This window comes from Paenibacillus sp. fava2 (assembly GCF_058313675.1).
Genome location: NZ_CM177755.1, coordinates 2,504,314 through 2,525,200 on the forward strand (window position 1 = coordinate 2,504,314; position 20,887 = coordinate 2,525,200).

A 20,887-nucleotide genomic window follows, 5' to 3' on the forward strand; every position below is an offset into this window, starting at 1 on the left:
GGAGTGAACATGAAATGATAAAGACCTATGCAAACTGGGAAGGAGATTTGGAGGATTACCTCCAGATCGGTGATGTGGTAGATGAAGAGATGGCCGATCACTTTCTGAATGTGCTGCCTCCGGCCTGTTGGACGGCGAAGATCATCCAGATCGGAGAGCCGAATAGCCATGTGGGAGGCAAAGCTACCTACGCCACACTAGAAAAAACAAGTCAAGGCTGGGTGTACCGGGGCAATTGCCACCGGGGCGAGACGGAGGGTAGATCATGACCAGCAAAGCGCAGGTGATCGCCTTCGCCAATCTGGGCGGCGGGGATGCGGTTCAAGGGGTCATGAAACTGATCCGCGCCTATCCCAAAGATCAGCGCGTGGCGGTGGCTGAATTGCCTTGTGTCGGTTTACCTCGCATTGCCTATACCTTCGATCAGCAAATTGCCGAACTCCACAAAGAGCGCACTATGGATCAATTCCTGCTCGATCTGGACCGGCAAGCCTTGAAGCCAATCCAGGAGTACATGGTTCAGCGGAGTGGAGTGGACTATTTGCTGGTGAATCCGCGTTCTCAGCCGGAAGCACCCGTGATTCGTAAATTGTCTTCAAATCAAACACTGATCTCGGCATCCATAGTGCTGCGGCAACAGCTCGAAGCTGACTATGATGTGATCATTCTGCTCACACAGGGCTCGCTGATTCAACCAACGACTCACTTCGCACTCCGGACTTCAGATGCTGCTGTACTGTATAGTGCAGATGCCATTGATTTTGTCGGCAATTATACGCATTACCGCCGACTGATTGAAGTGTTCAGTGTGAAGAGGGAGCGACTTTATCTGTTCAGTGCGGATACCTATGTCAAAATAGACGAAGCGCCTGTGTATACCAAATTCAGTGACCTAATCAAGCGCTGGAAGGCACTTGAACCGAACAACATGCCGGTGCGGGAAGGACAAGCTGCCGGGCGTGACAAAGAAACGGTAGGAATTATTGAACCGCTGGAATATTTGGACGTTCAGATTTCCATTCAGCCGGTCAACAGTGAATGGTCGGAGGGGGATGCCAAAAAGCTGGAGGGGCTGCTGAACTTTGTCCGTTATAGGCTGCAGGAGGATCACCTGGACGAATATGTACAGTCCCTAACCCATGAACCTTCACGGCAAAAGATTCGTTATTACATCTCGGATTTGATCCGGGAACAGAATGAATATGCCCTGTCGATTCCCCTGAATGAAGTGGTGGAATGGGTGCAGAAGGAAATCACGGAGCTTGGGGTGCTGCAGGGCATTTTGGATGATCCTACGGTCAGTTCGATTGAGATCAACGGTCCGGAGCAAGTGATCATTGAACAGGGCGGGCAAGACATTCACCGGCCGGATATCCGGTTTCAGAGTGTGTCTCACTTGTATGAAGTGATTAACAAAATGCTCATGCCTATTGGTAAACCGATCTCCAGTACCGATCCGATTGTGGATGCCAATTACCGGGGCTTCCGGATTTGTGTAGTCGCGGATACGAAAGAGTATCAAGGGATTAGCGCCAATGCACCGCTGATCAGTATCCGGAAGTTCCCTCCGGATGTGTACACCGATGAGCAGTGTATCCAGTACGGGAACATCTCGCCGGAGATTGCCGAGTTCCTGCATTTCATTGTCCCCAAGGGAGCCAATCTCGTCATTGGCGGGGGAACCAACAGTGGTAAGACCACACAGCTGATTCGCCTGCCGATGTGCATGGAGCCGATTACCCGCATTATCTCAATCGAGGATTCCGAGGAAATGATGCTGGCCAGCAAACGGCAATATCTCGACTACCCGAATTTACCTTCACTTTTGGTCAAGGAAGTGGAGGATGAGAAGAAGAGCTATGGCATCGCCAAGCTGATCAAAGCCTGTCTGCGGCTCAAGCCAACAGTGATGTGCATCGGGGAAATCCGGGATGAACCGGCAGCACAGCAAAGTCTGATCGGGATGAACACCGGGCACACCGTCTGGACGACCATTCACGCGAACAGCGCGAAAGAGGCGGCGACCCGATTCCTGCAACTAAACGGGAACACGATGGCTGCGGCCAGTCAGATCTCAGGATCAATTGACTTGATCCTGTTTCAGAAGAAGTTGCCGAATGGAGCCCGGGTCGTGACCGAGCTGTCGGAGCTCATTGGATACCGGGGAACCGAGGAGCCGGTGCTCAATCCGATCTTCAAGTATGATTACAGCCGGAAACGGCATATTCGGGTCGGCAAGATCCAGTCCGAGTCATTGATGGAGAAAATTTATTTGAAAGACCCAACGCAGGAAGAAGTCCGGCACTGGTGTGAAGGGAAGGAGCTGAAGGCCATATGATACCCATCCTTCTGTTAGCTGCTGGACTCCTGGTCTCCTTTGGCGTGTTCTCGTTGCTGCCAGCGGCCGGCAGTCGTTCCAGACAGCTGCGTATCGCCTTTGGATTTGAGCAAACACAAGCAGAAGCGAAGGCGGCAGGTATTCACCTGGAGTGGCGTAACTATGTGCAACTCCTTGGCATCTCCCTTGCGATAGGTGCGGGGGTGGCTTACTGGACGGCGAACATCTGGTTTGTCGGCGTAGGGGGCGCGATGGGGGTGATTGTGCCCAGGATGATCATTTCAGCGGTGAAGTTCAAACGCAGGAAAGAGGTTCTCCTGAACTTGCCCGGGAATCTTCGGCTGCTGTCCTCCAAGTTCCGGGATTGCAAATCGCTCCAGAAGTCGCTAGAGATGTCCTTGCCGGTGATGAGCGGTGTGACGGTTCCGTTGTTTGAGCAGATGTACGCTTCGCTGCGGATCGGGATCGATGTCCCCACGGTACTGGAGCAGATGAAACAAGCGGTTCAATTTAAAAAGTTCGATGATTTCTGCGAAAAAGTGATGGCCGGGAACAAGGACGGATTCCATGCCCGTTCGGTCGAAGGGATTCGGGAAAGTATCGCAGATATTGCTTCAGACATGCATCTGCTGCAGGAAATTGATATTGAGAATGAGAAAAAGCGGATGGAACCGTTCGTGGTGTTCGGCATCAGTCTGCTCTTCCCGTTCCTGTTTGGTTATCTAGAAAGTCAATTGGTGCAGGAATTCAAGGCAGCGACGACCCTGCAGACAGGATTCGGCAAGCTGCTGCTGGCGAGCATGATTGTCAGCGTGATAATTGGACTCTGGAAGAAGGATTCGCTGCTGCGCCTGAATCTAGATGATTTGTAAGGAAGGTGAAACATGATTACATCCCTACTGTTTGGATTTGCCGCACTCTGTATCGTCATTCCTGTTCTGCGGATCGCCATTCCTGGCTTCCGGCGGCAGCAGCAGCTCATGAATCTGGCGGCTCTGGTCAACCAGTCCGAGGCGCAGCGGCTACGGCTACAGCAGAATGCCGTGGTCCGGTCCCTAGCGGACAGGCTCTCTGCTAGGCAAGGAAAAAGGCAGAGTAGTAAGCAGCGTGAAATGTACGGCATGCTGGGATACCCGGTGAGTTATGAAATCTATCTCGCCAAGGCGATCATCCAAGCCCTCTTGCCGGGTGGATTTGCCCTCGTGCTGGCGGGTATGGTGCAGCAAGTCTTTTTTGCCATCGCCGGACCAATTCTGTCTTTTCTATTCTTTTGGCTTCAAATGCGGCAAATTCCCCAGGCGTATCAAAAACGGCAAAATCTGCTCATTGCGGACTTGCCGTTTTTAATTAGCAAAATGATCACTGCGCTGGAGGTTGGCAAGCCGTTAAACGTGATTTTTCAGGAAGTCAGTACCCGCTGTGGCCCAACGCTTTCAGCACTACTTAAGCGTCTCGTTGCCAACATGGGGACGATGTCGCAGAAGGATGCCCTGCAAGGGTTCGCTAAAGAGGTCCATGTGCCTGTGGTGTATGATTTTGTGTCGGTAGTCAATGTCGTCGCGGAGAAAGGATTTCATGAAGCCGAGGACGATCTGAATGGTGTCAAAAACGATCTGCGTAATCTGAGCAAGCTTGCCCTGCGCGAACGCACCCGGGGCAAGCCGGGAAAGATGAATCTATTCTACGGAATGGTCATTGTCCATGTGGTGGTGTTCTTTTTTATGATGCTGATCAAAATGTTCGGTGCATTTAATTCCCTATAAACATGAAATGAGAGGATGATTAACGAATGAAGAAGCTAATGAAGAGAATGGTTGAAGGTACAAAGCAGGTAGTGGTGAACGCTCCAGGCGTCCTGGCGGTAAGGCTGAACCGGTTCCGGACAGAAGAACGTGGAGATGCGATGCAATGGGTGATTGGTATTCTGATCACGCTACTGCTGTTCATCGCCGTGTATCTGCTGTTCAAGGCACAAATTAACACCTTTGTCGTGGATAAAATTTTCGGCAAAATGAATTCGCTTGATTAAGGGAAATATCATGCGTCGCAGATGGCAACAGTTCTACCAAAGCGAGAGGGGAGATGGGATTATTTCCATCTTCTTTCTGCTGCTCATTGTGCTCATTATTTCTTTAATTACAGTCTCTATAATCCAGTATGTAATGATTCGCTCTAATCTCCGCACAGCGGCTAACGAGGTGCTGCAGGTCATGAAGGTAGAGAATGGGGCAGACCAAGCGACACGTACTAGATTTGACGGTCTGCTTCAAAGTATGGGGATGAATCCGGCTAAGGTTTCTTTTACAGCTACGCCGAAACCTGTCCAGCGCGGTGATCTTCTGGAAGTGACTGCGATCCGGGAGTACAACGTGTTTGCCCTGAAAGTGGTCGGTGTGAACTATACGGTACCCATTCAAGTTCATGTGTCTGGACTGGCTCATAAGTTCTACCGAACGGGGGAATAGCATGTGGATTAAGGTATGCGGAGCTATTTTGTTCGGTCTAATTCTCATTGTGCTTGTAATGGACTTACTTGTGTTAGACAGTGTGTATGACTCGAATGGCCGGGCCATCGAGCATGCTATTGACTCGGGAATCATCCGGTCTGGTATCGTAACGGATGCACAGCAAGGACTGATTCAATTGGAGCAAAACACACTGCGTGCGGCAACAATACAAGCGTTCATTCAGTCACAGCGTTTGAGTACTGCAATGGAGAATCCAATCATGAAAGACAGTAGCTTTGAATTGAAGCTGATCTATGACTCAAGTGACGTTCCATGGATCGATGTAGTCTTTCGCACACATGTCTCGTTTGCTCTGCCGGGTGTCCAATATCCGGTTACCATTCACCGCAATATTCCCTATGAAAGTATTTATAAATAGAGAGGGAGGAGGATCATACCTTTGAAAAAGTTATGGAATAAATATACTCGCAGCGCATTGATCATCGTGCTCGGACTGATTCTTGGGCTGGTTGCGTTTCAGCTCAATCGTAAAAACATTGCAGAGCAAGTGCAGACTGAAAAAATTATTGTGGCGAAAGAAGACATTCCCCCGTTCACTGCCCTGTCCAAAGAACAGCTTGAATTTCGGGAGATTGTGCTTAGTGAAGTGCCTGGGGATGCGATCACTTCGGTAGAGACACTGGACTTCAACGATGCCTATGCATCCCAATATGGATTTCTTAAAGGAACTCCGATCCGCCAGTCACTTGTGACCACGGCAGCTGCTTCTGGCATAGGCACAGCGGTTTCTTTGAAAGAGGGCATGCGGCAGATCGGGGTGAAGACAGATTTGGTCCTGTCCTCCGGGGATGAAGTCAAGCCAGGTATCCTTGTTGATGCGTATGCATTCGTGTCCGATACGGCAACCGGCCAATCCAAACAAATGGTTTTACCGGAGCTGTCTAGTCTGAAGGTGGTCAAACGATTAAATTCGGAGGGGAAGGTTCCTGATCCGGCATCTGGCGGCAGCCTCATCCCGGCGGTTATTGTACTGGAAGTGACGCCGAAGCAAGCCGCGCTGTTGATGGAATATCAAGAGACGGGGAAGGTTTACCTGTTACCGGCAGGAACGCTTCAGCCATAGAGGAGGAACTTATGAAGCGATTATTGGTGTGGTTAGGTGTAGTTTGGCTTATCGGTATAGGAAGCTCCCCGGTGACCCATGCCGAGAACACCGGACCGGATACGGAGAGTCCCGGGGAAACGGTCATGTCGGCCACCTATGCTGTCTATGCCGAACCTATGGGCAGCCTGCGTCTTGCCGGAGGTTCGGCGCAGCTTACGCTGGATCTCTCCGGGAAACTTCAATTTAATCAGTGCTTAAATCTTATGATTGAACATCAAGGAGACTCTGGATGGCAGTATGCCGTATCGTTGAATGATTTCACCATTCGGCACAAGGTACAAGAAGGGATTATACTGGCGAGAATTCCGGCAGGATACGCTTCGTACCAGGTATCTGATGTAATCTCAGAGCAATCGTCTGGAAGGATTAATACAGGTTCGGGTGTATTTGCTCCTGGAGCTCCTCAAGTTGTTCTGGAGGCTGCTGAAGGATCAGGGCGTGGGAACTATAGCGCTGATCTGTTGCTGCAGGTGGATCTGCCCTCACTAATTGAGGTAGCCGAAGTGAGCGGTACAGATGTGATTTCTCCTGGTGAGAGGGTAGGGCTGCTGGCTGGAGAGTATCGGGCAAGCCTGACCTTTACCTTGGTTACAGGACTATGAGAATAAAGAATAGAGGTTGATGCATGGAGAGGCCAAACTTTAGAAAGATAATGAGCTTAATGAGCTTGTTATGGATAGGCTGTTTGTGGCTGACCGGTGTAGCCAGTGCGGACAGTTCTTTTGTGCTGTCCCCGGTGAAGGCCGTCGAGGAGGGAAGGGGATATTATAAGGACGAGGTGAAACCTGGCGATTCCAATGAGTATACGTTTATTGTGAGGAACACGAAAGACGCACCTATACAGTTGAGATTGTATCCTGCAGATGCACTTCCTGCTCAAAATGGGGGGCGCAGCTTTTCGGAAAAGGAACAGAAGCTCTCCTTGGTAGGGTCGTGGGTAGAACCCCAAGGTGTTCAAAATGTCACGCTGAAGCCGAAAGAGGAGCGAAGCTTCACCTATAGGGTTACAGTTCCAAGCGAGACTACACCTGGTCAGTATGTGGGTGTGATCGCGGCCGAAGAACTGATCCAGGCCGAAGATCATCAGACTAGTCCGCAAGGGCAGCAAGCTTCGGTAGCTATTGATGTGGTTAACCGCAGCGGCGTTCAGATGGTTCTGGAATACCAGACAGATCAGGCGACTCATGAAATGAGCATCGACGGCTTCAAGCATGACTATGTTAGTACAGGCCATTCCCGGCTGACGATCAAGCTCAGTGATCGAGGAACGATTTTGGAGAAACCAAAAGGCTCCATAGCGGTCCGGGATAACCAGGGAAAGGTGATATATCAGCAAGAGTACACCGCTGATTCCATCTATGCGGGGACGACCGCTGATATGGTCTACATTGTAAATGACAAGCTGCTGCTGCCGGATGCATACGAAGTGACCTATACCGCAAGCTTTTCGGGTAAAACCATTAGCCGGACGTTTACATTCCAGGTTACTCCGGAGCAGTCCAATGCTTCTAAGGAGTCGTTGACCGAAGCGGGGAAGATTGAAGTTAACCAGACCGTTGGAGAGTGGATAGAGCTACATATGGGGGTTCTGGTGCTTATTGTAGTGTTAATTGTACTGATCTTCTTGTTGTTCTTGTGGCTTTTGTTATTGCTATGGAGACGTAAAAAAGAGAAGAAAGATCCGGAAGAGCAGAAAGAGCAGAAAGTGCAGAAAGTGCAGAAAGAGGGGAAGGTCCCGGTTACTTCCCGAGGAATACTGCTTCGCCATCGAGATGATTAGCTCAAAATGCAGACACCAGCAATGGGGTTTGCATTTTTATTTTGGGTTGCCAGTTGAGCCAGAGAGGAGGCGATGCCGGGCTGTACAGCAGCTGCCATAGCAATGCACGATCCATATGAATAGTAAATAAGGGAGGAATAAAAAGAAATGAGAAAAATGATATTCGCGTTATGGGCCGCACTTGTTCTTATGCTTCCGGTCTCTTCTGCCTTTGCAGCGGAAGTCGATGAATCGGAAGTGGTGGTCACCGGTGCAGGCCTGCAAATGACACAAACAAAGCCGGCCTTTAGCGATATTACACTGGATTTAAAACAAAGCCAAACGTCAGCCGCCGACAGCAGCTTGTACGTCATGGATGCACGGGGAACGGCTGCGGGCTGGGGGATCGTCCTCAGGGCTTCTGATTTCAAATTGACCAAAATAGTTGCTGGACAGACTGTTGAGTTTGTTATTCCGGCTTCATCGGTATCGTTCACAGCGCAGTACAAGAGTGCTCTCGTGGGAACACCTATTGATTTCCAGGCAGCGAAGGGAGAACTGGCAAGTCACCAGGTTCTCTCCTCAGAGGACAGCCGGATCGTCGGTGTGATTCCTTCTGAAGGAGCGGGGACGCACCAATTTGAGGTTTCCTATATTTTGAACGTTCCCAAGCTGATTACCGGCAGCAACGGCCAGCAGGTCGGGCTGCTGCAGGGAACATATACCTCGACATTCACCTATACCGCGACAGCAGGACTATAAGGAGGAAAACGAATGACAACAGTACCTAAACAAGCCATTTACAAGAAACATCAGCGCTGGGGAGCTTTAGCGCTATCGTTAGTGCTACTGATTCCTGGACTATTTATCTCAGGCGGGTCTTCTATCGTTGAAGGGGCTGCGTATACCCATATTGTTGGACAAGAGACATTTGATGAGTATGACACCAGTCAAGTCGCCCTCAGTCTGGATAATGGTTATAAAGCTCTCTTAAGTCAATATGGGGTTATCGTCTCTCCTGTCGTTTCGGAGAAATATCGGCCGTTCTATAATTCCTATGGAAGTACAAAAATTGGTTATGTGTACATTTCAAACGGTAAGCTATTCACTCAGAAAATTGACGCAAGCCCGATTCAAAAAGCGGATAACGTGATCGACTTTCAAGTGCTCACAAATTCGGAGTACAGCAATATCGATAAATTCAGTTATTTTATCCTGAAGCAAAACGGAAGTGTGTGGGCTTGGGGAGCAGGGGCATATGGTCAACTTGCCGTTGGCCCAAGCGGAGACAAGTCGGTTCCTACAGAAGTCCTTGATCCATCGGGCTCAGTGCTTACAGGAGTACAAAAGCTGTACTATTTATCCCCCAATGCATTCTTGGCTGTACGTGATAATGCCGTCTACTTAATAGGTTCAGCATTTGGACTAACTTCAAGAGGTGCATCATCGAAGGCAGTAGATGTCACCTCGCTTTTTCCTGCATTTACTTCAGCAGAGAACTTTCAAATGAGCTTCTTAAATGATAACAACCACAGTCTGATCGCAACCCGACCAGGGGGGGCAAACTGGAGTGAGGTCAAAGCCGATATAGGTTCACGTATCTTTACTATTAATGGTCAAAGCTATTCCTTGACGAACTGGAAAACATATCGCGATCCTTTATCCACAACTACTGAACTTGATAGTGCTGCACCTGCTCTAATCCCTATACCCTCAGATGTTGATGTAAACAACGTGCACCGCTATACCAAAACTTTAAGGGTGTCGGCCTCGGACTACCTGTTGAATGGTTACACAACGATTAAGAACGGGGTTCTAAAGTATTGGGGTACTCCATTCAGCGGCTGGAGCAGTGGAAGCAGTGCGATTCAGGCTACTTCAGACATTGCTGCGGATGTTGAGTCAGTTGTTGGCGACGGCCAGGGCACATTCTGGTATCTGAAGGCTGGCAAGATTTATTCATTTGGGACGAACTTGAATTCAAGGTCTGGAGTATCTGGTGGTGTACTCAATACTCCAGTACAAGTAACAGGGACAAGCAATGAAATTGCTAATGTGAAACAGCTCTCTGCTTCAGGTGGCTATACGTACGCTCTGAAGGATACGCACGAACTAATTTACTGGAATAGCGCAAGTCAATTTACCAAATCAACGCAGAAGTATCTTTCTCTATTTTCGTTGCCTGATCGATACGGTGTATATACGGTATATGGGATTACAGAGACGGGAGTGTTCCAGAGCTTGCCATACGGTTCAGCAGTTTCCGGTTTCCCTACTGTATTTCCTGCGGATTATGTAGCCCTTGATAAACCTACAAGTACTCTGACATTGGATAAGTATAATCGATCAATTGTGACGGTTGAATTCGGTAATGAGCCAATGATTACCACGAAGGAATACTCTTTGGATGGCGGTACGACTTGGCTGCCCTACACGGCACCGGTGGCGTTGACCACAACCGGAACTTTGTCTTTCAAAGCTCGTTCCGGCGCGAGTGGGATCTACAGTGAGATTCTGGAAATTGAGGTGACTAATGATCCGATCCTGATTACACCTGGATATCCGAAGATTATAGATAACGGTAAGGGAAGTTACTCTGTGGAATCCGGAACTACACATCCCATCATTCGAACTGAGATTAGAATGGATAATGGGACGTGGGGCGAGTATAAGGGGCCGGTTACTCTACCTGAAGGTAGCCATGTGGTGGATGTGAGACTCGTCAATGCTGGAGGAGAAGAATTAGCAACTGGCAACAAAACCATTAATGGGCCTACACCGGTACCAACACCAATACCGACAATTTCGCCTACAGCTACACCAACACCGACAGTAGCACCTACAGCGACACCATTACCAACAGTGGCCCCCACAGGTATGCCAACGCCAACCACCACGCCACAACCCACGATGGACCCGAGTTGGGGCAGTCCAATTGGCTCTGAAGATGTGTCCTTTACAGTGCTGAGCGGGGGCTTCAATTCTCAGTTTAATGGACTCAAGCTGGATACAATTACAATTAGTACAACCAATCAATATCAGATACTCAACTCCGTAACAAACTCTGTGATCGAGGATAGCCGGGGAACAGGTGCCGGTTGGAATTATTCTCTCAAAGTAACTGACTTCTTTAGTGATCCCGTAGTCGATAATAGTCTGGGCACTAATGATTTAGTAGTAAAAATGCCATCCACTGCACTAAGCGTGGATGTAACCAAATCTTCTACCCTAGCCGGTCAGGATAGTAATTTGAGCCTGAATGGCAATTATATTTTCAATCAGGAACCAGTGATATTGGCAAGCGCAAGTGAATTTCATGGAATGGGCCAGTATCAGATTCCGATGAGTTTTACACTTCGGGTACCAGACAAAGTAGAGATCGTTACTGCAGGAAACGGTAGTGAATACCAAGCCGGAAGCAAAACGGGGCTAAGGGTAGGAACGTATCGTTCACAGTTTACGTTCACGTTGGCTTCAGGGATCTAATCATTTGTTAGACGATTATGATCAGCTTTGGCTTGCTTATTGTAGCCATTCTGACGCTGGTTGTAACTATCGTTGTAGCGTTCAGCAACCGAAACACAAAGAAATAGACCGCTCCCCGTGACAAGGAATACGGTCTATTTCGGTCGTAAAACCTATTCACAGCCTATCTTATTATACGGGTACCTATACCTTGTCCAACAACAAGTGTACTAAATAAAATATGAATAGAATCACGACACAAGTGCCTACGAGGGGCTTTTTATTTTGTCTTTTTTCAGTCATATGACGCGGTGGGGGAGAGGAGGGAGGGGATTAATATGCAAAATGGAAAATATTTCTTTACAAATGGTATTCGTTATATTAAACTATACGTATATCATTAAATGAGGTGATTGTTCTGAATCATTCAAGAATGGGTAGACCCCCCTCCAAAAACCCAAAAAGCAAATCGATTCCTATTAGACTCGATGAAGCCACAGAGAAAATCCTGCAGGACTACTGCGATAAACATAACACCAACAGAGCGGAAGCTATTCGTGAAGCGATACATCGTCTGAATGAAGATGAAACACGCTATTTCTGGAGTCCGGAGTGGAGACAATTACTAGCCGATAATGAGAAGAACATCACTAATATATCGGAAGAATTCCAAGGGACGATAAATATGCTGCTGCAGCTAATACAACAAATGAAGACCAAAACGGGGAGTGAAGCAAATGAATCGGATTAAATTGAAAATAGGTAGTTTGTGTTTAACAATGATTGTTTTGCTGGGCTTGATGGCAAGCTTTGCTTCCGCAGCTCAATTCACCGTTACCGTACAAGTCAATGGAACAGCGGTGAAGTTCCCGGACGCTAAGCCGTACTATGAGAATAACCGGGTGATGATACCGATCCGGTTCGTAAGCGAAGCGTTGGGAGCCAAGGTAGGCTATGGCCTTGATCGATCGGTAACCATTGAGTTAGGCGCAAAGAAAATTCTGATGAAGATTAACAGCGATACTGTTACGGTTGATTCTGTCATTCAGAAACTGGATGTACCTGCTCGTCTCCAGCAGAACCGTACCTTTGTGCCTTTGCGGTTCGTTTCGGAAGCGCTCGGTGCACAGGTGGGCTGGAATCAAGAAAAGCGTCTGGTGACAATTACTACAGGAGCGTCTTCAACACCAGTAGCGAGCCCGTCTCCTTCGGCCACGCCTGTTGCGGGTGGCAATAATATGTATACTTTAGGGCTTAAGTGGGGGGGAGAAACCGAACTGGGCAAAGCGCTCTTTGTTGATAATATGAAGATTGCAAACGGAAAACTAACGTTTACATTGCCAAAGATCGCGGAAGGCGGGAGTAAATATGCTTCAGATGGTACTTCTGTAAAGTTAGTTCCTGGTCAAACTTATTCATATACTATTGGTAAGGGAGCAGGGTTCATTACGATTTCTAAACCCGAGTCAAGAGGAAGTGGATGGGAAGGTTATGGTATATTTCTGGATACGAGCTTTAATGAAGATATGGATAAATTATTTGGTAGTATTAAAAATGATGTAATCGTGTTTGGTGAAGGGAATAGTGGTTCCACACTATCAGAAGTAATCCGGTTGTCAAAAGCCTTGAAGTAGTATTTATTAGCGAATCTCAAGTGAAGTATCGAGCAATGGAGCATAATTGTTGAGGGTCTGATCGCGTATTGCGGCAGGCTCTTTTTTTATGCAGAGTCTAACATTTTTTGGAAGGGTGAAAGCGAATTGAAAGCACTTAGGATAAACAAAGCTTTTCTATTAGTTGTGATTAGCATATTTCTGCTTTCTCAAGGAGTGTCGGCAGCGGGAACTCCGATGTTACACAAATATGTCGAGTGGAATTATGGAAAACAAGAAAGTTTAGGGTTTGCAGGATTTATCCCGGCCCTTGATAAGCGAGTAAACAATAACCCTTGGCAGTTATATCAATGGGCTGGCTTGTTCACATTTGCAGATGGGCAGACAAGAGTAGTTTCCAACTATGATGTTTTTAACGTAAAGAGAACTCAAGTTGATCAGAATTTTAACAAAGAGAATGGTTTTGGCTTGGTCTACAAAAGCGAGGCAGCATTGGGTGATTTGTTTGACTCCATTTGGTCAGGACAGCCTATTCAAGAAATACAGCGGTTATACTTTCGTAACCAGTTTGTTCAAACGGCTAATGATCCTATATTTACGACAGGTCATGAGTATTTCTACACAATACAATATGCTTATAAATTTCTCCGTACATCTGGCATAGTTCCGCGCATGGGAATTAAGTTCAATAGCACTCAGAAGGTAAATGAAGACTCCTACCGTGCGCTCTACGATGTCTCCCCATGGCCTAAGTTAACTGTATCCCAGGGAAATGCGCTTAATATCGCTTTTTCTTCCTATGGTTATTCGGAACGAGACGTTCGGGTAATTGCAGCTCCCAAAGGAGCATTTCCGGATTTGTCTAAGGTGGTCAGCCTTACAGATGGAAAACTAATCCATACTGCCGAACCGATATATAACGGCAATGTAAGTGTGAATGCGAAGGATATCTCCAAAGTCCTTGGTAGAGACGTAGATATCATCGTGGATGATGGATATGGACGGACAGCGATTAAGAGCATTACGCTCCCGGATGATCAGGCACTGGATTTTGTGCCTACGAAGCTGACGCTCACGGATGGTGGGCAGCTCTGGGTGAAGTTCAGATATGACGGCGATGATATCATAGCCTCCGACTATGTGAATACGCGGGGGATACCGATGAATGCTGCAGTTAAGATCGGTGGAGTACTTACCGCAGAGTTTTCGCTGGCTTCGATGTATGATTCTCTTCCAGCGACGATAGTGAATGGTCAAGAATTCAACTACATGCTGGGCAAAATCGAGATTGGTGATAATCCAGGGAAGTACTACATCAAAGTAGACACTACGATTAACAATCCGGTCCATCAGGATCGGGCGCTGGAGTCACCGGCAGTGGCTTACAATAACAATACCCTACATGGAGAATGGTTGATCGAACGTGTGGCTCCGAAAGCTGATCTGATTGCCGTATCAATCACAGCCACGCCGGATTCTATAACCAAAGGTGGTCAGTCCAGCATCACCGGAAAGGTCAAGAATGATAGTGAAGCAGGGCAGAATGATGTGCTCATTCGCTTGTATGACAACGCCAGTAAGATTTATGAAACGCGGAAATCTTTTGCAGCAGGTCAGACTGTAACCGTGGGTCCTTTTAATTGGACTGGGAACTCGACAGGTGTTCATAATCTTACGCTCTCCGTAGATCCTGATAAAGAAAACGCTGATCAGAACCGGAGCAATAATATTGTAACGACTGGCTGTAGTGTGGTCGGCGGTGCTAGTAGTGGGAGTGAGTGTAATCAACCTGAAGCTGCAGGGGAGTGGTCAGTCTCTTATCCGGTAATCACAGGCTACCCAACGAAATATTACACTTCAAGTTACACTACAGCAGATGGGAAAACTCATTTTTTTACAGATTCCTATACGGATTATAGTGATCCCAACTGGAGCAGCACTCCTGTAAAGTACCAGGAGAATTTGAAAATCTCTGCCGAAGTAAACACCAAACAAGGCATAGCGACAGATCTCAATCACCCCAAAGAGTCGGATAGAGAGAGCCGTGGGTCTTGGGAGATCATACCCTATGCCAAAAAGAACGGGAAGACTGCCAACGAAATCACCCGGGCAGGTTATGGCATCGAGCTGAAAGTAAATACAACGTACACGACAAATTGGGAAACCAAAATCCCTGCTGGACTAGAAGGAACGGCATATCCATTAGGAGGAGTTTACTACGGACCAGATACGGTATACGCTACGTTCTACGATCCAAACTGGAAGATGGAGCGCCAGGTCAAACTCGAAAAGACGAGCGGTGATCGTAATAACGCCACCTGGGAATTACCGCTGACCAAGATCACTTCTGACTCTGGCAAAGCCTATCAGAGCCGCAAATACATGACCTCAGTAAATGCTTCCGATGGCTATTACCGGATCAAAATCTCAACCGATCCTGCAGGAATGAATGGCTTGGTGACCTGTATTACGAAGCAAGTTGAAATCTACGGCAGTATGTATGATGATGTGCAGAATGTGAGACGGACAAACTAATACAAAGAAGGTGATAACCCCATCGTTTGCGGTGGGGTTTTGCTTATGAGCACCGAGAGGGCTCACTGAAGGAGGAAATCATGATATCTAACTTATGTACACTCTTGGAGGCAATCATTATCTTTGGATTGCAGCTGTTATTCCCGGGACTAGGGGGATAAAGAAATGGCCATTGTAGACATGGTGTTGACTGTGGGAGTACTGATCCTTTGCTGCTGGTTCAGTTACACTGATATTACGGAGCGGCGAATCTCCAATAAGCTAATTTATCCTGCGATTTTGTGTCTGCTTGTTTTTCGGATTCTGTTTAGTCCGGAGTACTTGTGGGGGCTGATCCCGAGTGTGCTGCTCTTCCTGGTCTTCATGATTAGTCCTCGTTCCCTGGGAGCTGGTGATGTGAAGCTGATAGCATTGCTTGGAATAGACATCGGGTTAGAACGAGCGGTAGTAGCTCTTTTGTTCATGTGTATTTTTGTATTTCTTCACTTGGGAAGGAGGCGGCTGCTGTCTTTAAAGTTTCAGTGTTCTGTGCCGCTGGCACCATTTCTAACTTTGGGGCTACTAGTGATCATGGTCGTTCTTTAACTTTAAATTGTTGATTTACAGTTTGTTACAATCATGTTAATGTGGAACTACACTGATCCGGAAGTACCGGCGTGTAGTCCGAAAGAATCGGCAAATCGCCCTGTAGGCTTAAGTCGACAGGGCGATTTTTTTGTGAGGGTGAAAGCAAAGATGATCAATTAATTAGGGAGACAGATATTATGAACTGAGGTAGTGGTTGAACGCTGATAAGAGTCGGAACCATAGTTGGAGCTCGGTGATTTCCCTAAGTCCCTAATCAAATTAAGTCTTGGAAAATAAAAACTAATAGTTCAATGTGCTTATGATCTGCTAAATGGTGATATGAGGATTTATAGGTAATTTTTCGAGTGAGGAGCTGAGACAATGACTACTACAGGGCCTCGTGAAAATGACCAGCTTTTCTTTATCGATAAAGAGGTGATAATTATAAAAGTATATCCAAGTTTCCAATTGGCAAAAGTTCGTTACCTTAGTTCATTGGAAACATTCATGGTGGATTTCCAGGTACTGCAACCATACGCAGATGAACGAAGTTCATTATCTATATCATTATTAGGTGGGGTCTTATGATTTTGAATTTTATAGACACTCCGTTAGACGGAAAGTCTTGGGAAACATTGATGAACTCATGTTATAGAATGAAATTTCAAGATGAGCATTTCACAGAAATACCGGCTGTTCATGGGGGCGATGCTGGTATTGAAGGGTTTACACGTAAAGGAAGGGTATATCAATGTTACTGCCCAGAGCGTGAATATACAGATGATGAGTTACATGGACATTTAAGAGATAAAATGACTAAAGATATCGGTAAGCTAACATCACCTAAATATGCGAATAGATTAAAAGAATTAGGTGTTCCAGTAATAAAAGAATGGCATTTTGTTATTCCACACTATAGAGATTCGAGAATTATCTCTCATGCGGAAACCAAGCGTAAAGAAGTTATCGCTTTAAAAAGTGCCGATCCGAGCACCTATAAATACATAGATGACAATTTTATTATTGTGATCAAGCAGGCAGAAGATTTTAAGGTTGAAATATCCAAGATTGTTAGAACAACCTTGACGGATATGCAGCTAAACATTGCAATTCACCATACAACCGTTGCTCCGGATTGGTCTCAATGTGATTCAGAAAAAGTTAACAACATCAAGAGAAAAGTGAAGGCTGTTATGGGTGATGTTGATGATTCGGATGAAGATTATAATGATCTAGTTAATATGTATGTCAATTCGTACATCAATGGAATCGAAATTATGAAGGTACTTCGAGTTTCCTATTCCGAAATTTATGAAGAAATATTTATGCTAGAGCAATCATACAAAAAGCAAGTGTTTTCCAAAACTAGGATGAATACGAATAGTTCTATTAACGCACAACTTTTCAATGAAATTTTAGATGATTTCCAAAAAAACTTGGAGCAGTTTAAATATCTAAATAGGGCTTCCATCATGGAATTGAAAATAGACCTTATCAGCGGTTGGCTTGCTGATTGTTCTATGCAATTTAGAAGTAGGTGAGCAAGGGTGAATGATAAAAACTATGTCATTGCTGACGAAATTGTATTTGAAGCCAAACCAGACGCAGTACCTTATAACTATCGTATTAGCTATAAGATGGCTCAATTATGCTTAATTTTGGAGACATGTAGTCGTGGGGGGTCTTCCTTATTAAAGTTGCATATGATTTCAGTTGGGCTTAGTACAAAGCAAGATATGGAAAAATTAAAGGATTTGGCATACGACCGACTTGCAAGTTACACAGTAGTTCGGTTTGACCCAGCAGTTAATCATGCAATACGATTTGCAGTTGCTGATGGGATAATTATTCAACAACAAAATGGCTTATATAAACTTACTAAATCAGGAAAGAGTTACGTGAAAAAAATCATTAAAGATAAGCAATTAATGAAGGATGAAAAACGGTATTTATCCTCGTTATCGACGATGCTAACTGAAGATAAAATAAAAGCTCTTACATCTTTGTGGAGGTATTCTAGTGCTGAGAATTAATCGGTTGAAAATTCAAATTAATACAAGTAACGGTGCATACGGGTACGATGGTACATTTACGGATGGATTAAATATAATAGCAAGCGAAGACAACACGAGTGGCAAAAGCTCCGTTATTGCTGCTATTTATTATTGTTTAGGTTTCGAAGAAATTATTGGTGGGAAGGGTGAGAAAGTTCTTACAGCAGTCTATAAGACAGCTATTGAAGAGGGAGAAGAAGTTTGGCCAGTTCTAGAGTCAGGAGCTTATCTTGAAATTTGTAATGGAAAAGAAACCATTACAATTTACCGTGCTGCTAAGATGGAAGGTAGAGATAGTTGGCTCGTTACTGTCTACCACAGTGGAATGAATAATATCAAAAAAACAGGTGTATTAATTGAAGACTTGTATGTTCATATGCCTAACTCAACGGTAAATGAAAAGGGATTTCACACTTTTTTAGAACGCTTTTTACACATTGAGCTTCCCTTGGTGCCAGCTGCCGATGATGGGACAAGAAAACTATATTTACAGTTGATCTTTTCTGCAATGTTTATCGAGCAGAAGAATGGTTGGTCTAATATTATGTCAGGGATGCCGTTTTTGGGCATCAGAGAGTCAAAGAAGCGTGTATTAGAGTTTTTATTGCGCCTGGATACTTTGGAAAATGAAAAGAAGAAAGACTCTTTGAGAACAAGAGATAGCAGTATAAAGTTTCAATGGGACTCTTTAATAAAAGAATTAAATATTCTTGCGTATAGAGAAGGTTGCTCTCCCCATGGGTTGCCATTGACGCCACAGATACTGTCAGAAGAAGATTTATCAAACCTCCTGATTAAAAAAGAAGGGTTGGAGATAGAGGAATATATTGAAGAGCTTCAAGTACAGTATAGTCATCTAAAGCTTCTAAAGCCTAGAGTTGCAGATAATTTTGATGACATTCAAGAAGAACTTAATGCAACTGAAAACTCTATTTTAGATTTTGAACGCGAACTATATAAAAATAGAGGGTTACTTCACTCAGAAAGGAGTAGCATTGACAAATTAACGAATAACCTTGAAATCATTGAGACCGATATAAAAAATAATAAAGACGCTGCGAGATTGCGTACCCTTGGTTCGGAACTGGATTTTGCAACCTCAAAAGATACTTGTCCTGTGTGCAATCAACCCATCCAGGATACGCTAATACCCCATGCTGGTCATATGCAAGTCATGAGCATTGATGAAAACATAAGACATTTGAATGCTCAAAAAGAGATGCTGGAATTTGCACAGAGTAGTCATACAAGAAATATGGGGAAGATACAAGAGAGAATTAAACAACTAGAGAATAGCTTACATACACTTCGGAGTTTGGCGAAATCTTTACGGAATGACTTGTATTCTATTAATGAAAATATAGCGGAATCCATTATTCATAAGAAGTTACAGTTAGATGCTGAAATGAATAGTCTGTATCAATTAGTCGACTATTTTAAAACGAAGAAGCAAAAGCTTCGAGAGCTATCTGATGAATGGAAAGAGTATTTAAAAGACAAAGCTGACCTTCCCAAAAAGAAGTTTTCTACTTCAGACGAAGAAAAAATTAAGATTTTAAGAAATAATTTTATCAGAAATCTTGCGCGATTTGGCTATAAAAGTATCCCGAATTTAAACCAAATTGACATTTCAATGGACTCATATCTCCCTGTTATAGAGAAATTTGATATGAAGTTTGACTCCTCAGCGAGTGACAATATAAGAGCGATATGGTCATTTGTGCTATCCTTATTAGAAACATCTAATGAAAAGTCAGGAAATCATCCAGGAACCCTTATCTTTGATGAACCTGCACAACATAGTATCGTTAGTAGTGACGTAGAGGAGTTTTTTAATCACATCATTAAGCTTAAAAATTGTCAGGTTATCATTGGAATGACGATAAGGGACAGTGATACACGGCAACTTATTAATAAGCTACCTACAGACAGTTTTAATTTGATTAAAGTGCCATATAAAGCTTTTAAGAAATTCGCTACAGAAACTGAGTAGGCTATTAGACAGGACGGTATTTATACAGTAAAGTATCTTAAAGTTTAAAGCGTAATATTTTATTTGAAGTTGAAATATACGTAAGCGTCAAATAGCCCACACCTTGACTAAGATGGGGCTATTTGACGTTTACATATATCTGTTTTGGAAACATCTCCTAAAATAGGGCGAATGAGGAGGTTGGGGTTTGACGATCCCATTGGTGCTTCTATATAGATTATAGCTCAACCCTCTATGCAATAAAAACCAAGTAATGTCTATTATGAACGGGTAAACACAAAGACATCCAGGCCGATTTTTTTGCCCTCAATGATCATCCTCCGGTAGATGCTTCTTTCCTCGAGCTGCTTGGCGTCGTTCAGATAGAGCGTCAGGATGCCTAAGACGGGTTCTGGCACAAAAGTTCACCTTCTTGTGGGAGAATTGCCGCGCTGCGGTCCGGCTGCGACCGGAGCTGCAGCGTGGGCTTGCCTGTCGGTCCGCTTATCAGGTCAACAGCGGCAAGACCGCTGTTGAAGCACATCTTGAGACTGGCCGGATTGTCACAGGCCACCTGACACTCCAGGCGGCCCAGGCGCTGCAGCTGTGCTGACAACAGCGCCGTTCCGGTATGGCGGCCCCGGTACAAGGGATGAACGGCGACCAGGCAGGCTTCCTGGCCGTAGCCGGAGACAAAGCTTACACCTGCCAGCTGCCGGCCGTTCTGTCCGCGCACCGTAGCGACGAGCAGAGACACACCGGGCGCCGCCAGCTGCTCCGGCGTGAGCCGGGCCAGCTGGCGGCAGCCGCGAAGTGTGATCCGCCGGTCCCCGTATTCCCGCAGGAAATCCAGCAGCCCGGCAATCCTGGCTTTCCAGCGCTCAGGATTGCTGTCATATATAGAAGAGATCTGCATGGGGTTCACTTCCTTGGAAGGTTTCTACTTAAAAG

22 protein-coding genes and 1 pseudogene are annotated in these 20,887 nt (G+C 45.7%); 21 read left to right on the plus strand and 2 right to left on the minus strand.

Features of this window, described 5'->3' with window-relative positions:
* Nucleotides 1-14: 14 nt before the first annotated feature.
* The 21 genes from AC4G46_RS10555 (at nt 15) to AC4G46_RS10655 (ending at nt 19,957) form a co-directional block, all read left to right on the plus strand.
* The gene (locus tag AC4G46_RS10555) at nt 15-269 is read left to right on the plus strand and encodes a hypothetical protein (RefSeq protein ID WP_081389395.1); all 255 of its coding nucleotides are present in this window, start codon (nt 15-17) and stop codon (nt 267-269) included.
* The gene (locus AC4G46_RS10560) at nt 266-2,338 is read left to right on the plus strand and encodes a TadA family conjugal transfer-associated ATPase (protein ID WP_491127895.1); all 2,073 of its coding nucleotides are present in this window, start codon (nt 266-268) and stop codon (nt 2,336-2,338) included. The genes AC4G46_RS10555 and AC4G46_RS10560 overlap by 4 nt, the downstream gene beginning before the upstream one ends.
* Nucleotides 2,335-3,210 (plus strand): type II secretion system F family protein, encoded by an 876-nt coding sequence (locus AC4G46_RS10565; RefSeq protein ID WP_491127896.1) that lies wholly within the window; start codon nt 2,335-2,337, stop codon nt 3,208-3,210. Before AC4G46_RS10560 ends, AC4G46_RS10565 begins: the two co-directional genes overlap by 4 nt.
* Nucleotides 3,211-3,222: 12 nt before the next feature.
* Complete coding sequence (locus tag AC4G46_RS10570) at nt 3,223-4,101, plus strand: hypothetical protein (RefSeq protein ID WP_491127897.1); 879 nt, start codon at nt 3,223-3,225, stop codon at nt 4,099-4,101.
* Between the two features lie 26 nt (nt 4,102-4,127).
* Nucleotides 4,128-4,367: a hypothetical protein gene (locus tag AC4G46_RS10575; protein WP_076162361.1), complete on the plus strand. Its 240-nt coding sequence runs from the start codon at nt 4,128-4,130 to the stop codon at nt 4,365-4,367.
* Nucleotides 4,368-4,377: 10 nt separating this feature from the next.
* Nucleotides 4,378-4,803, plus strand: a complete 426-nt coding sequence (locus AC4G46_RS10580; RefSeq protein ID WP_491127898.1) for a DUF4320 family protein — start codon at nt 4,378-4,380, stop codon at nt 4,801-4,803.
* A gap of 70 nt (nt 4,804-4,873) precedes the next feature.
* Nucleotides 4,874-5,224, plus strand: coding sequence for a hypothetical protein (locus tag AC4G46_RS10585; protein WP_491127899.1), 351 nt, complete (start codon nt 4,874-4,876; stop codon nt 5,222-5,224).
* A 21-nt stretch (nt 5,225-5,245) separates the two neighbouring features.
* Nucleotides 5,246-5,929, plus strand: a complete 684-nt coding sequence (cpaB, locus tag AC4G46_RS10590; protein ID WP_491127900.1) for a Flp pilus assembly protein CpaB — start codon at nt 5,246-5,248, stop codon at nt 5,927-5,929.
* Nucleotides 5,930-5,940: 11 nt separating this feature from the next.
* Nucleotides 5,941-6,573, plus strand: a complete 633-nt coding sequence (locus AC4G46_RS10595; RefSeq protein ID WP_491127901.1) for a hypothetical protein — start codon at nt 5,941-5,943, stop codon at nt 6,571-6,573.
* A 50-nt stretch (nt 6,574-6,623) separates the two neighbouring features.
* Nucleotides 6,624-7,751: a WxL protein peptidoglycan domain-containing protein gene (locus tag AC4G46_RS10600; protein ID WP_491127902.1), complete on the plus strand. Its 1,128-nt coding sequence runs from the start codon at nt 6,624-6,626 to the stop codon at nt 7,749-7,751.
* A 147-nt stretch (nt 7,752-7,898) separates the two neighbouring features.
* A complete protein-coding gene (locus tag AC4G46_RS10605) occupies nt 7,899-8,492 on the plus strand; it encodes a hypothetical protein (RefSeq protein WP_491127903.1) in 594 nt (197 codons plus the stop codon).
* 12 nt (nt 8,493-8,504) lie between these two features.
* Entirely contained in the window at nt 8,505-11,216 is a 2,712-nt protein-coding gene (locus AC4G46_RS10610) for a hypothetical protein (protein WP_491127904.1), read from the plus strand.
* Nucleotides 11,217-11,233: 17 nt separating this feature from the next.
* On the plus strand, nt 11,234-11,323 hold the full coding sequence (locus AC4G46_RS10615; protein WP_277469926.1) for a putative holin-like toxin: 90 nt from the start codon (nt 11,234-11,236) through the stop codon (nt 11,321-11,323).
* Between the two features lie 305 nt (nt 11,324-11,628).
* The gene (locus AC4G46_RS10620; protein ID WP_491127905.1) at nt 11,629-11,946 is read left to right on the plus strand and encodes a hypothetical protein; all 318 of its coding nucleotides are present in this window, start codon (nt 11,629-11,631) and stop codon (nt 11,944-11,946) included.
* Nucleotides 11,933-12,829, plus strand: coding sequence for a copper amine oxidase N-terminal domain-containing protein (locus tag AC4G46_RS10625; RefSeq protein WP_491127906.1), 897 nt, complete (start codon nt 11,933-11,935; stop codon nt 12,827-12,829). The genes AC4G46_RS10620 and AC4G46_RS10625 overlap by 14 nt, the downstream gene beginning before the upstream one ends.
* A gap of 126 nt (nt 12,830-12,955) precedes the next feature.
* Nucleotides 12,956-15,343 (plus strand): CARDB domain-containing protein, encoded by a 2,388-nt coding sequence (locus tag AC4G46_RS10630; RefSeq protein ID WP_491127907.1) that lies wholly within the window; start codon nt 12,956-12,958, stop codon nt 15,341-15,343.
* A gap of 165 nt (nt 15,344-15,508) precedes the next feature.
* Nucleotides 15,509-15,928, plus strand: a complete 420-nt coding sequence (locus AC4G46_RS10635; protein WP_491127908.1) for a prepilin peptidase — start codon at nt 15,509-15,511, stop codon at nt 15,926-15,928.
* 363 nt (nt 15,929-16,291) lie between these two features.
* Nucleotides 16,292-16,498, plus strand: coding sequence for a hypothetical protein (locus tag AC4G46_RS10640; protein ID WP_491127909.1), 207 nt, complete (start codon nt 16,292-16,294; stop codon nt 16,496-16,498).
* A 68-nt stretch (nt 16,499-16,566) separates the two neighbouring features.
* Nucleotides 16,567-17,451 (plus strand): hypothetical protein, encoded by an 885-nt coding sequence (locus tag AC4G46_RS10645; protein ID WP_491127910.1) that lies wholly within the window; start codon nt 16,567-16,569, stop codon nt 17,449-17,451.
* Nucleotides 17,452-17,457: 6 nt separating this feature from the next.
* Complete coding sequence (locus tag AC4G46_RS10650) at nt 17,458-17,943, plus strand: hypothetical protein (RefSeq protein ID WP_491127911.1); 486 nt, start codon at nt 17,458-17,460, stop codon at nt 17,941-17,943.
* Nucleotides 17,930-19,957, plus strand: a complete 2,028-nt coding sequence (locus AC4G46_RS10655) for a hypothetical protein (protein ID WP_491127912.1) — start codon at nt 17,930-17,932, stop codon at nt 19,955-19,957. The genes AC4G46_RS10650 and AC4G46_RS10655 overlap by 14 nt, the downstream gene beginning before the upstream one ends.
* Nucleotides 19,958-20,226: 269 nt before the next feature.
* Here AC4G46_RS10655 and AC4G46_RS10660 read toward each other — a convergent pair.
* Nucleotides 20,227-20,355: pseudogene (locus AC4G46_RS10660) on the minus strand (YheC/YheD family protein); the annotation flags it as partial.
* The gene (locus tag AC4G46_RS10665) at nt 20,337-20,852 is read right to left on the minus strand and encodes a GNAT family N-acetyltransferase (protein ID WP_491127913.1); all 516 of its coding nucleotides are present in this window, start codon (nt 20,850-20,852) and stop codon (nt 20,337-20,339) included. The pseudogene AC4G46_RS10660 and the gene AC4G46_RS10665, both read right to left, overlap by 19 nt.
* Nucleotides 20,853-20,887 lie beyond the last annotated feature (35 nt).

Coding starts and splice junctions, on each gene's coding strand:
- AC4G46_RS10570 (WP_491127897.1), top strand. CDS start 3,223: ATGATTACATCCCTACTGTTTGGATTTGCCGCACTCTGTATCGTCATT.
- AC4G46_RS10580 (WP_491127898.1), top strand. CDS start 4,378: ATGCGTCGCAGATGGCAACAGTTCTACCAAAGCGAGAGGGGAGATGGG.
- AC4G46_RS10635 (WP_491127908.1), top strand. CDS start 15,509: ATGGCCATTGTAGACATGGTGTTGACTGTGGGAGTACTGATCCTTTGC.
- AC4G46_RS10555 (WP_081389395.1), top strand. CDS start 15: ATGATAAAGACCTATGCAAACTGGGAAGGAGATTTGGAGGATTACCTC.
- AC4G46_RS10595 (WP_491127901.1), top strand. CDS start 5,941: ATGAAGCGATTATTGGTGTGGTTAGGTGTAGTTTGGCTTATCGGTATA.
- AC4G46_RS10605 (WP_491127903.1), top strand. CDS start 7,899: ATGAGAAAAATGATATTCGCGTTATGGGCCGCACTTGTTCTTATGCTT.
- AC4G46_RS10615 (WP_277469926.1), top strand. CDS start 11,234: ATGATCAGCTTTGGCTTGCTTATTGTAGCCATTCTGACGCTGGTTGTA.
- AC4G46_RS10665 (WP_491127913.1), bottom strand. CDS start 20,852: ATGCAGATCTCTTCTATATATGACAGCAATCCTGAGCGCTGGAAAGCC.
- AC4G46_RS10565 (WP_491127896.1), top strand. CDS start 2,335: ATGATACCCATCCTTCTGTTAGCTGCTGGACTCCTGGTCTCCTTTGGC.
- AC4G46_RS10560 (WP_491127895.1), top strand. CDS start 266: ATGACCAGCAAAGCGCAGGTGATCGCCTTCGCCAATCTGGGCGGCGGG.
- AC4G46_RS10600 (WP_491127902.1), top strand. CDS start 6,624: ATGAGCTTAATGAGCTTGTTATGGATAGGCTGTTTGTGGCTGACCGGT.
- AC4G46_RS10625 (WP_491127906.1), top strand. CDS start 11,933: ATGAATCGGATTAAATTGAAAATAGGTAGTTTGTGTTTAACAATGATT.
- AC4G46_RS10640 (WP_491127909.1), top strand. CDS start 16,292: ATGACTACTACAGGGCCTCGTGAAAATGACCAGCTTTTCTTTATCGAT.
- AC4G46_RS10610 (WP_491127904.1), top strand. CDS start 8,505: ATGACAACAGTACCTAAACAAGCCATTTACAAGAAACATCAGCGCTGG.
- AC4G46_RS10575 (WP_076162361.1), top strand. CDS start 4,128: ATGAAGAAGCTAATGAAGAGAATGGTTGAAGGTACAAAGCAGGTAGTG.
- AC4G46_RS10620 (WP_491127905.1), top strand. CDS start 11,629: ATGGGTAGACCCCCCTCCAAAAACCCAAAAAGCAAATCGATTCCTATT.
- AC4G46_RS10645 (WP_491127910.1), top strand. CDS start 16,567: ATGAAATTTCAAGATGAGCATTTCACAGAAATACCGGCTGTTCATGGG.